Consider the following 11,497-nt stretch of genomic DNA (forward strand, 5'->3'; position numbering starts at 1 on the left):
CGAAGATAAATAATGAAAATTAATGATGATTTTCGGACGAATACAAGGAGGAACTATACATGCGTACCACCTATATGGCGAAGCCAAATGAAGTTGAGCGCAAATGGTACATCGTTGATGCCGAAGGCAAGACGCTTGGCCGTTTGGCAAGTGAAGTTGCGGCTCTGATCCGCGGCAAACATAAGCCTCAATTCACTCCACATGTTGACACAGGGGATTTCGTGGTTGTTATCAACTCCGAGAAAATCCACCTCACTGGCAAAAAGATGGAGAACAAAAAATACTATCGTCACTCCATGCATCCAGGTGGATTGAAAGTAACTACAGCTCAAGACCTGATTGCGAAATTCCCAGAGCGTGTAATCGAAAGCGCGGTTCACGGCATGCTTCCTAAAACTCGCATGGGCGAGAAAATGAAGCTGAGACTGAAAGCATATGCAGGCACAGCACATCCACATGAAGCACAAAAACCAGAAGTTTACGAACTTCGCGGTTAATTAAAAAGGAGGACAGTTTCATGGCACAAGTACAATACTATGGGACAGGTCGTCGTAAACACTCGGTAGCACGTGTACGCCTCGTACCGGGTGAAGGACGCATTGTCATCAATAAACGTGATATTAATGAATATTTCGGTTTGGAAACACTCAAACTGATCGTTAAACAACCTTTGAATCTGACAGAAACATTGGGCAAATATGACGTGCTTGTCATCGCTCACGGTGGCGGTATCTCCGGTCAAGCTGGAGCAATCCGTCACGGTATCTCCCGTGCTCTTCTGAAAGCAGATCCAGAATTCCGTCCTTCTCTGAAAAGAGCTGGATTCCTGACTCGTGACCCACGTATGAAAGAACGTAAAAAATACGGTCTTAAAGCGGCTCGTCGCGCTCCTCAGTTCTCCAAACGTTAATATTTACGATTTACCAAGCCCTTGGCCATTACGGTCAAGGGCTTTTTTATGCTATCCGAACGTAGTTTGTCCACAAAGATATGCACATCATTGACAACACATGTGGAATTCGGTCGCCACAATTGAACAGGTTGTGCACACCATGTGCACAACCTGCGGATAGAAGGATGAACATATGGATGAACTTACATCGTTAACCACTTGACTTCATATGTAAATAGAGATATATTATTAATTGCGAATTAATTAACAACTTAAATAATTAATATTTAAACATTAATTAAATAAGTAATTTTCGGAGCACAGAAGCACAGAAGGGGGGATATGGTTGGATCGCAATGAAGAGATTTTCAAGGTGTCGTCGATGTTCCGGGCACTGCTGAAGAACATTTCTCAAGAGTGGAACAAGTCGAGTGCCGGGAAATACAATTTAAGCTTTCCTCAATTTCAGGTGCTGTATGTATTAAAGCTGAGGGGGCCTCTGAAGGTATCGGAGCTTGCCGAAGCTTTGTCTTTGACACCGCCGGCTATAACCGGTCTAACAGACAAATTGGTTGCGGAAGGATACTTACAGAAAGAGCGTGCTGAGGATGACCGGAGAGTTGTCAACATTACACTCTTGGAACCGGGTCTGGATGTAATTAGGAAAGTGAAGAAGGATCAGAAGGAAATGATTCAGGGGTTTTTTAATATCCTCGCTGAGGAAGACATTCGGCATTTGAGAAGAATCTTCTCCTTGATGCTGTCAAACCTAGATAAAGACAATCACAACAAAGGGTAGAGGTGGAGCATATAGCATGGAGCATTTAACGCTTAAACGTAAAGTTTCAATTATGATAGCAATCATGGCTGCGATGTTCTTCGCAGCCATTAACCAGACGATAACGAGCACCGCAATGCCGCGGATTATCGCCATTCTGGATGGCATGGATTATTACACATGGACCATCAATATTTATTTGTTAACATCAACGATCGCAACCATACTGGTAGGTAAGCTGTCCGACATGTTCGGACGTAAGCCGTTTATTTTGATAGGTATATTATTTTTCATGTTAGGGGCTTTCCTAACGGGTACATCAACAGACGTGTACCAATTCATTATTTATCGTGGTATTCAAGGTATAGGTGCCGGTATTATTCAGTCAACCGCATTTATGTCGGTCGGTGACTTATTCCCACCGCGGGAACGTGGCAAGTGGATGGGGCTGATGACAGCGGTATTCGGTTTCTCCAGTGTCCTTGGTCCTACGCTAGGCGGATACTTGGTTGATAACATCGAATGGCGTTGGTTATTCTGGATCTTCCTGCCGCTGGGTGTAGTAGCCTTTATCATGATCTGGACGTTATTTCCCAAGGTCGAGCGCAAACATGGTCAGTCTATTGACTATCTGGGTTCCCTGTTCCTTACAACGTCTATCGTTCCTTTACTGCTTGCCTTCTCTTGGGCAGGTACGGAATATCCTTGGGGATCACCGCAAATTATCGGTCTCATAGCGGCTTCGGTCGTATCAGCCCTCATCTTTATCCTTGTTGAGATGAAAGCGAAGGAACCGGTACTGCCGCTTAGTTTGTTCAAAAATAGTGTCGTTACGGTTTCCAATCTGATTGGATTTTTTATGAACTTCGGTCTGATGGGCGCCATGATTTATATTTCCTTCTACGTTCAAGGCGTACTTGGTATTTCACCAACCTATGCGGGATATGTAACTATACCTATGTCGATTTTCATGATGGGTACGAGTGCGGTAGCAGGTCAGCTTATTGCTAAGAGTGGTAAGTATAAACGTTACGCACTTCTTGGAGTTCCAATTATGATGGTCGGCATGGGAATTATGGTGTTCATGGACAACATCTGGCTCACTGTAGTTAGTACCATTATTTTCGGTATCGGTCTTGGTTTGGGTATGCCGGTATTCTCACTGGCTACGCAGAATGCGGTACCCCACAAAGAGCTTGGTGTAGCAACGGCATCATCTCAATTGTTCCGTAATCTTGGCGGTACAATCGGGATCGCGGTCATGGGTACGGTTATGTCGAATAACCTGACGAAGAACCTGAAGGAATCTCTTCAGTCGGCTAATGCACCGGATTTTAGCGCTGTGGATCCGCAGCTAGCCCAGAAGATGCTCTCCTTCGCTAATCCACAGACACTGATGAATAAACCCCTGATCGAGCAGACGCAGGCAAGTCTTCCTGCTGATGTACAACCTTTATTCGTGCAAATGATCGACAGTATCCGCGATGCACTTGGAAATACATTATCGATGGTGTTTCTCACAGGCACGTTAGTGCTCGTCGTTGCATTGCTACTCGTATTCTTCTTGAAGGAGATTCCGCTGCGGACGTCGAATCAGACACCTGCTCCCAAACCCGAGGATTCGGAAGGGAAAAGTGCCGGAGCTGCTACTAAAGTTAAAGAGGTATCGGTGGCAACAACAGACTAAGATTGGTATTTGTCAAAATGTTTGGAAATCGAAGAGACAGAAGACCCTTTCTGCTTATGCAGGAAGGGTTTTTTCGTTTTTCATGGTATCGATTTGATGGTTGACATTTATTAGGAATGTTTTATACTGTATTTAATTCATATTATTTCAGTAGGATTATCGGGATTAATATCGGGGGAGGCATCAATCATGAATTTGCTGGAGAAAGAGGATTTGATCCGAGTGCAAGCAGAAGAGCTTGAGCATGCATCAGCTGAGGAAGTCATCGCATTTGCGATCAAGACATTTCCCAATATAACGTTTGCTTGCAGCTTTGGAGCAGAAGATGTGGTATTGGTGGATATGATTCAAAAGATTAGCCCGTCGACGGATATATTTTATCTGGATACCGATTTTCATTTCAAAGAAACATACGAAACGCGGGATCGTATGGCCGAACGTTACGGCCTAGAATTCGTGCGGGTCTCTCCGCTCATTACGCCGGAAGAGCAAGCGGCTCAGCATGGTGAAGCATTATGGAGCGTCAACCCGACTGAGTGCTGCAACATCCGAAAGGTAGAGCCATTGACTCGGATTCTGTCTCAATATGAGGCTTGGATTACAGGGATACGAAGAGATCAAGCGCCTACCCGAGCTAACTCGAAGAAGATTGAGTACGATACCAAGTTCGGGTTGGTGAAGTTCAATCCGATCGCAGGCTGGACTAGCGAGGATGTGTGGAACTACATCCGAGCTAACGATATCATCTACAACCCGCTGCATGATCAGAATTATCCGAGTATTGGCTGCGAATATTGCACACGACAAGTGATGCCAGGAGAAGATCCACGTGCTGGACGCTGGTCGGGCCATGAGAAGACGGAATGCGGACTTCATAAATAAACCAATCATGATTGACTTAGGATCGTACAGTTGCAGCATAAGAAGGAGGAATTATTCATGACAGCCATACTCCCTCATGGCGGTACGCTGGTACAGCGGGTAGCCCAAGGAGCAGAGCGTGAAGATTTATTGAAACAGGTCGACACTCTTCATAAGATCCCTGTAAACGCTTGGAGCATCTCGGACCTGGATTTGATCGGGGTCGGGGCATTTTCGCCATTGCAAGGATTTCTGAACGAGCAGGATTACAAGTCTGTGGTTTCCTCTATGCGTTTATCGGACGGTACGGTCTGGAGCATACCGGTTACACTGGCTGTTGATGAGTTTACAGCGGCTAAACTTGTCGTCGGCGAGAAGGCGGCACTTGTAGGCGAAGAAGATGGTGTCGTCTATGGCGTTATCGATGTAGAGAGCGTCTACCAGGTAGATCAGCAAGTCGAGGCTGTTCAAGTATTTAAGACGGATGATCCGGAGCATCCAGGCGTGAAGAAGCTTTTTGAACGTCCTTCGACCTATGTAGGCGGACCGATCCAAGTACTGAATCGTCCACAACCGGAACGGTTTGGCGAGTTTTATTTTGATCCGGCAGAGACCCGTGAACAGTTCAAAGCCAAGGGCTGGAATACGGTTGTAGGCTTTCAGACACGTAATCCGGTTCACCGTGCACATGAATATATTCAGAAGAGTGCAATGGAAATCGTAGATGCACTGTTCCTCAATCCGCTTGTAGGAGAGACCAAATCGGATGACGTTCCTGCCAATGTGCGAATGAAGAGCTATCTGACCTTGTTGGAGAACTACTATCCCGCCGATCGCACCTTCCTGGGCGTATTTCCAGCTGCCATGCGTTACGCGGGTCCTAGGGAAGCCATATTCCATGCCATGGTTCGTAAAAACTATGGATGCACCCATTTTATCGTGGGCCGGGATCACGCAGGAGTCGGTGACTACTACGGCACCTATGAGGCACAGGAAATTTTTAAAAATTTCACTGCAGAAGAGTTGGGTATTACCCCGCTGTTCTTCGAGCACAGCTTCTTCTGCACCACTTGTGGAAACATGGCCTCAAGCAAAACATGCCCGCATCCTAAGGAAGATCATTTGACTTTATCCGGTACGAAGGTCCGTGGCTTGCTTCGCGAAGGGCAGTGTCCGCCGCCGGAATTTACGCGCCCGGAAGTCGCGCAAGTACTGATCGAAGGGATGAAAGAGCAGATTACGGTATAACCAAGGCATAATTAGCCACCTTGTCCCATATGATGGAGTAGAACAACTCATGGGACGAGGTGGTTTTGTTATGTCCAGGCGGAGAACGGATAAGGTTACGTTGTGGATATCGTTGAAGAGAATTAAGCAGACCCTGATTGGAGCTGTGCTTCTGGCACTGCTCATTATCGTTGTGACATACGAAATCCCCTCTGCCAAAACGTCGAATACCTGGAGTTTACCGCTTGCCGGTAAAGTCATTGCCCTTGATGCAGGACATGGCGGGCCAGATGGCGGGGCGGTAAGCCGACAAGGTGTTATAGAGAAGGATGTAAACCTGGCCATCACCTTGTATTTGCGTGATTATTTGCAGCAGGCAGGTGCGCTCGTCATTATGACAAGAGAAGGAGACTACGACCTGGCTGCAGAAAGCACAAAGGGGTATTCCAAGCGGAAAACGGAAGACCTCAAACAACGTGTGCGGATGATCGAGGATAGTAAAGCGGATCTGTTTATCAGCATGCATCTGAACAGTATTCCATCTAATCGATGGAGAGGGGCGCAGACCTTTTTTCCTCCGAATAAGGGAGAGAGTAAAAAACTCGCCGAATTGATTCAGGCTGAAATCAGACATAACCTGGAGAATACGCAGCGTCTGGCCAAAACGGATGACAAAATATTTTTGCTTCAAGCCCTACGCATGCCATCTGCACTGGTAGAGGTCGGTTTCTTGTCCCATCCCGAGGAATCCGAATTGCTGCGTGATGAGAAGTATCAAAGAAAGGTCGCAGCTTCCGTATATAATGGCATTTTGCGGTATACCTCCGGAGAGTCCGCCAGCGAGTCGTCACAAGCTGCAGAGTAATGGTATAATGGACAGGAAATATCGAAACATTGTCTATTCCATTACATAGAGCAGAGGTGCTTATATGCTGACTAGAGAAACGGTACAGGAGATACTCCAGCCTTTACGCGATCCCGAAACCGGGAAGAGCCTGATGGAGCTCCAGCGTATTCGAGATATTGTTGTAAAGGAACGCACGGTCCGATTATCCGTGACGTACAGTAGTGAAGATGTACGCGCTTCCCTGGAAGCGCAGATCAGAGAAATTCTTGAAGCTATGGGGGCAGAGGATATCCATATCCGCATGCGTCCTCTAGACAATGCCGTTAGCGGAGCAGCCCAGGAGGAAGCTAACGATCGCGAGAAGCTGACAAAAGGGCATGCTGCCGGCATGGAGCAGAATACGCTTCTTAGCGAGCAGTCCGGCGTTCATTTCATTGCGATTGCAAGTGGCAAAGGCGGCGTCGGTAAATCCACTGTTACAGTGAATCTAGCTGCAGCTTTGGCACGCCAAGGCAAGAAGGTCGGTTTGATTGACGCGGATATTTACGGCTTCAGCGTACCGGACATGATGGGCATTGAAGAGGGGCCATCCGTAACCGAAGAGGGCGTCATCCATCCGGTTGAGCGTTTTGGTGTCAAGGTAATGTCCATGGGCTTCTTCATCCGCGAGAATAGTCCGGTGATTTGGCGCGGACCGATGCTTGGCAAAATGCTGCGTCAATTCTTCACGGATGTCGCTTGGGGGGATCTGGACTACATGCTGCTTGACCTCCCGCCAGGAACAGGGGATGTAGCTCTTGATGTGCATCAGATGATTCCCCAGAGTAAAGAGATCATTGTAACCACCCCGCATGCTACGGCGGCTTTTGTTGCTGCCAGAGCGGGTGCGATGGCCTTGCAGACCGATCATGAAATCTTGGGCGTCGTGGAGAATATGTCCTATTATGTCTGCTCCCATGGCGGGGAGAAGGATTATGTATTTGGTCGTGGGGGCGGAGGGAAGCTCGCCGAGACGCTTCATACCGAGCTCCTCGCGCAGCTTCCATTAGGAGCGCCGGATAACCACCCTTCAGAGCCGGATTTCTCCCCATCTGTGTATAAGGCAGGTACCGAGAGCGCAGGGATCTACGATGAGATAGCTGCAAGAATTGCAGCCAAGCTTGAGGAATCCGTTTAGACAAGGTCCTTATATCCATATTATGAAACAAGCTCCCTGTGTAGGGAGCTTGTTTTGTTTATGAAAAATGGCCTAACTGCCACTGCCTTCTTCACTACCGCCACCGCCACCGCCGCCACCGTCACCACCACCGCCACCGCTACCGCCTTGCTCTTCTTGCCCTTGTCCCTTGCCTTGTTTTTTCTTCTCCACTTTAGGCTGAAGTTCGTCTTTCACAACCGTTTTGAGCAGTTCCATTACCTCCATGCGGAACAGCGGGTTCTGCATAGCTTCCTGCATCACGGTCATGGACTGTTTGCGATAGTCCGGGGTATTGGTCAATTCAAGAAACGATTTCATTACATCGGGAGACTTTAACATATCCTGAATCGATTTTTGATATGTCGGGTCCTTGATGAGCTGCATATGGAGCTGCTTGCTCTCAGAATTGATGGCTTTGGCAAAATCACCGGCGAATTTCGGATCGGTCATAATCTTCTCAATTTCTTTTTTATATTCCTCCGACACCAGTGTATCCTTAACAGCCACCCGAATTTGATCCCCTGATTGGGCGGACATCATCCGCATCCCCATCGAGCCGCCACTGCCGGAGGAACCGGATCCGCTGCTAATCGCTTCCTCTACCGCTTTTTTACCTTCGTCGGTTTTCAGAATGTCGACCACCATGGATTTGATTTCTTTATATCCGAGCTGCGGGGACGAGCTTTGTTCTGTACCACAAGCGGTAAGCATCACGGCAGCAACGAAGACGATAATACATAAACGAAATAACGGCCATTTCATTACCGTTGTCCTCCTTTTTTCAAAATCATTGAATTTATAAGTTTTCAGCGAAGCCGAACAAATTCGATAATCGTAAGAAAAACATCCTCTGCATGCGGGTTTGTCTTATGTGAAAGTACGCCGACAGATGTTTTTCTTACGTTTCTTCGCATAGTATGTGATGGATTTGCAGAAATATGTCGGATTCAGAATGGTTTTTTATTGTGAACGTTGGTAAAATAATGATCTGTGGGGGTGGAAGTTAGTTGAGCTTACGAAAGTGGTCTAAATTGTTTTTGAAAACGCTGCTCGTTGGGGCAGTGGCGGCATTAATCGTAGGTCTGATCCTACAGTTGTTTAATGGCGCGATCGAATTCACGGGAATGGCCGATTTATTAATATACCCGCTGATTTTGTTGGGCTCTGGGGCACTGGTGAGCGTATATTCCCAGATGGGCTTTTTTGCATACCTGACTTTGAATTATATGGGGATAGGCATATTCCGCAGGAAGACTTGGCAATACATTCAGATTGTGTTGGCTGTTCTTGCCTTGCTGGAGCTGATGTTCTTCCGTACCTTTGTGGGCGGATCCACTAGCTTGCAGCAAGATTTGATTTTGGGTATTTCCATTTTGGTGATTGCCGTTGTTGTTGCTTATCTCAAAGTGAAGAGTACAAATGCTAATGCATGGATTCCAACCCTCTTCTTTATGATGGCGATTTCCATTGTGGAGATTATCGGTGTACTGCAAATTGGAGTCAGTAATGCCACAATCTTTATGGTGGTACCATTGCTGATCTGTAATGCATACCAAATTCTGACGCTTCATAAAGTTACACAAGACGAAAAAAAGAGCTAACACCTTAGCTCTTTTTTTGTTAAGCAGTATTCAATTACAGGGCCTTTCTCCCGGGAGTCTATAGTCCGCCCGCATCCTCGATGCTCTTTTGCAATGATGCGTGATCACGAACCTCAGTGCCTTGGGTGCTGCCCTGTTGAAGCAGATCGGTTACCGTAACGAACTCATACCCTTTATTACGAAGTTCCTTGATGATGAGAGGGAGTGCTTCATGGGTTTGTTTCACAGAGTCACTGGCGTGCATTAGCACGATGTCTCCCGGATGCGCTTTGGAGACGACGCGGTCCACAATTTTGTCAACGCCGATATTCTTCCAATCCCTGGAGTCAGTATCCCACTGGATCACCGTGTAGTTAAGGCTTTGGGCTATACCGAGCACTCTTTTGTCAAAATCCCCGTTAGGCATCCGTATTAATTTGGGTTCTTGTCCGGTCATTGCGGTTAAAATAGTATGTGCCGAAGAAATCTGCTTGCGTATTTCCTCATCGGTGAGTGTGCTGTAATTGTCGTGCTTGAAGCCATGGCTCCCGATTTCATACCCGTTTTCTTTAATGGCATTCACAATATCGGGATGCGTTTTGCTCCATGGGGCAGACAGGAAGAAGGTTGCTTTTTGAACTCCATTGTCTTTTAAAGCCTGTAAAATAGGCTCTGCGCGTTTTTCGCCCCAGCTGATGTCAAACGTTAGCGCGATTTGTTTCTTGTCCGTAGACACGCTGTAAATCGCTGACGGGTTGTTCTCGGAGAAGACCGAGATGTTGTCACTCTCCACATAAATAACGCCGATTGCAAAGATCGCCGCGGCAAGGACAAAGAAAAACCGCTTAATCTTTCTGCCGTTGAATACATAAAAAGAATTCATAATACGTGCGCCCCTCTCCCTTCAGTGTGCAATAGCTTGTTTACTTTCAACATATGCTCGTACTTGCGAGTTATACCAATTTAGGAGGTTCTCGAATGTTACGTTTTAGCATTTTTCTCAGAGATTTAAGATCCATCCGGAAGGCATTGCTCTTGGCAACGGTCTTATTTATAGCCGGAATCGTGGCGGGAGCAAGCTCAGAGGGGTTCGAGCAATTCCTTCTAGGTCAGCTTCAAGGATTAGGGGAGATTAGCCAGCAGCTCGGTTCCTCCGATCATCCGGAATGGAGCTTCTTTGTCTTTATCTTTCTTAACAACAGCATTAAGAGTGTGTTGGTCATGTTCTCAGGTTTGCTGCTTGGTGTGATACCGTTCTTTTTCTTGATCATCAATGGTATGGTGATTGGTTTCTTAGTGAAAGTCGTGGGGGAGAGCGGAGAGAGTCTGTTTGATCTGATTGTGAAAGGGCTGCTGCCTCACGGGATCATCGAGATCCCGGTCATAGTGATTGCTTGCGGATACGGTCTTGCTTTTGGCGGGCTGGTATTGAGAAGTGTCACGGCGACGGGCGAGAGCAGAAGCGGGATAGGCGCGGAGTGGCGCGGCTTTTGGCGCAAGCTGGGTACTGCTTCCGTATGGGTTGTCGTGCTGCTGCTCGTCGCAGCAATGATCGAAAGTACAATTACGTTGTGGCTGATGTCATAATTTTCCCTGAAAATGTGCATACCTAATAAAGCAGCTTAGCAGAGTAAAGAGAGAGCTGCGTGGACAGGGCGTTCATCATAATGTGCAGACAGCATACATTCGGTTTAGAGATCCCGCCAATACGGTTAATCACCTTTACATAGGCAAAAGCAGCTTTAATCCGATTGAAGTGACGTTACATGTTCGCTTAACTATATAAGGAGGTCCTATCATGCTGGGAATGCTATTCAATGAAAAAGAGTGCAAAGAGCTTGATTATGTACTGCGAAAAGAACTGGATGAGATGCTGCTGGATTTGAGCGACCAACGATTGGACCAAAACATCAGGCAGGCTATAGCTAACCGATATAAAACAGTGTTTCGCATGTATGCCCGGTTTGCCCCGCAGAAAGAACTCTCCAAATATGCGCGTAACGGGAAGTTTCCGCAAATCAAACATTAATTTTGCGAAAAAGTGTTGACTAACCTGTTGAGTATATGGTAAATTAATTTTCGCTTCCTTTTCGAAGGTGATGCCGCCAACCGGCGGCCATCAAACTTCAAAACAAACTTCAAAAAACTTTTTTAAAAAAAGTGCTTGCAAAGTTGATAGGAAGTATGATATATTATAAAAGTCGCCGCTGAGATGCGAACGACGAACAAGAAACACAGATTGATCTTTGAAAACTGAACAACGAGTGAGTAAAACGGGCCACTTAGGTGGAACGTTGAAATAGAGAATTGAACAAATTCTCGTCAGTTAAGAAATGAGCAAGTCAAACACTTTATTGGAGAGTTTGATCCTGGCTCAGGACGAACGCTGGCGGCGTGCCTAATACATGCAAGTCGAGCGGACTTGAT

The 11,497-nt window shown here is 46.7% G+C and carries 13 protein-coding genes and 1 rRNA gene; 12 read left to right on the forward strand and 2 right to left on the reverse strand.

The genetic code is table 11. The annotated features are described in order from the left end of the window. The first annotated feature begins 59 nt into the window (after window positions 1-59). The 8 genes from rplM to AB4124_RS32005 all read left to right on the forward strand — a co-directional run bounded on the left by rplM (window position 60) and on the right by AB4124_RS32005 (window position 7,469). Window positions 60-497: a 50S ribosomal protein L13 gene (gene rplM / locus AB4124_RS31970; protein WP_076326214.1), complete on the forward strand. Its 438-nt coding sequence runs from the start codon at window positions 60-62 to the stop codon at window positions 495-497. A 20-nt stretch (window positions 498-517) separates the two neighbouring features. Next, entirely contained in the window at window positions 518-910 is a 393-nt protein-coding gene (gene rpsI, locus AB4124_RS31975; RefSeq protein WP_006212891.1) for a 30S ribosomal protein S9, read from the forward strand. 328 nt (window positions 911-1,238) lie between these two features. After that, window positions 1,239-1,691 carry a MarR family winged helix-turn-helix transcriptional regulator gene (locus AB4124_RS31980; RefSeq protein ID WP_076326213.1) on the forward strand — a complete coding sequence of 151 codons (453 nt, stop codon included), beginning with the start codon at window positions 1,239-1,241 and terminating at the stop codon, window positions 1,689-1,691. Window positions 1,692-1,707: 16 nt separating this feature from the next. After that, window positions 1,708-3,357, forward strand: a complete 1,650-nt coding sequence (locus tag AB4124_RS31985) for an MDR family MFS transporter (protein ID WP_076326212.1) — start codon at window positions 1,708-1,710, stop codon at window positions 3,355-3,357. Between the two features lie 189 nt (window positions 3,358-3,546). Beyond that, window positions 3,547-4,239: a phosphoadenylyl-sulfate reductase gene (locus AB4124_RS31990; protein ID WP_127595303.1), complete on the forward strand. Its 693-nt coding sequence runs from the start codon at window positions 3,547-3,549 to the stop codon at window positions 4,237-4,239. 57 nt (window positions 4,240-4,296) lie between these two features. Beyond that, window positions 4,297-5,466 carry a sulfate adenylyltransferase gene (gene sat / locus AB4124_RS31995; protein ID WP_441975279.1) on the forward strand — a complete coding sequence of 390 codons (1,170 nt, stop codon included), beginning with the start codon at window positions 4,297-4,299 and terminating at the stop codon, window positions 5,464-5,466. A gap of 70 nt (window positions 5,467-5,536) precedes the next feature. Further along, the gene (gene cwlD / locus AB4124_RS32000; protein WP_379415284.1) at window positions 5,537-6,310 is read left to right on the forward strand and encodes an N-acetylmuramoyl-L-alanine amidase CwlD; all 774 of its coding nucleotides are present in this window, start codon (window positions 5,537-5,539) and stop codon (window positions 6,308-6,310) included. Window positions 6,311-6,374: 64 nt separating this feature from the next. Further along, window positions 6,375-7,469, forward strand: coding sequence for a P-loop NTPase (locus AB4124_RS32005; RefSeq protein ID WP_430113194.1), 1,095 nt, complete (start codon window positions 6,375-6,377; stop codon window positions 7,467-7,469). Window positions 7,470-7,541: 72 nt separating this feature from the next. Here the strand turns inward: AB4124_RS32005 and gerD are convergent, their stop codons facing one another. Then, window positions 7,542-8,252 carry a spore germination lipoprotein GerD gene (gerD, locus tag AB4124_RS32010; protein ID WP_441975280.1) on the reverse strand — a complete coding sequence of 237 codons (711 nt, stop codon included), beginning with the start codon at window positions 8,250-8,252 and terminating at the stop codon, window positions 7,542-7,544. Between the two features lie 245 nt (window positions 8,253-8,497). On the opposite strand from gerD, the gene AB4124_RS32015 reads away from it, so the two are divergent. Further along, window positions 8,498-9,091, forward strand: coding sequence for a KinB-signaling pathway activation protein (locus tag AB4124_RS32015; RefSeq protein ID WP_076326206.1), 594 nt, complete (start codon window positions 8,498-8,500; stop codon window positions 9,089-9,091). A 58-nt stretch (window positions 9,092-9,149) separates the two neighbouring features. Here the strand turns inward: AB4124_RS32015 and pdaB are convergent, their stop codons facing one another. After that, window positions 9,150-9,953, reverse strand: coding sequence for a polysaccharide deacetylase family sporulation protein PdaB (pdaB, locus tag AB4124_RS32020; RefSeq protein WP_076326205.1), 804 nt, complete (start codon window positions 9,951-9,953; stop codon window positions 9,150-9,152). A 95-nt stretch (window positions 9,954-10,048) separates the two neighbouring features. Here pdaB and AB4124_RS32025 point away from each other — a divergent pair, with 95 nt between their 5' ends. The 3 genes from AB4124_RS32025 to AB4124_RS32035 all read left to right on the forward strand — a co-directional run. Then, window positions 10,049-10,657, forward strand: coding sequence for a stage II sporulation protein M (locus AB4124_RS32025; protein WP_441975281.1), 609 nt, complete (start codon window positions 10,049-10,051; stop codon window positions 10,655-10,657). Window positions 10,658-10,868: 211 nt separating this feature from the next. Next, window positions 10,869-11,099, forward strand: a complete 231-nt coding sequence (locus AB4124_RS32030; protein ID WP_009592811.1) for a hypothetical protein — start codon at window positions 10,869-10,871, stop codon at window positions 11,097-11,099. Between the two features lie 322 nt (window positions 11,100-11,421). Continuing rightward, a 16S ribosomal RNA gene (locus AB4124_RS32035) occupies window positions 11,422-11,497 on the forward strand; the annotation flags it as partial.

The sequence above is a fragment of the Paenibacillus sp. 2KB_20 genome, from assembly GCF_052115765.1.
GTDB lineage: Bacteria > Bacillota > Bacilli > Paenibacillales > Paenibacillaceae > Paenibacillus_AQ.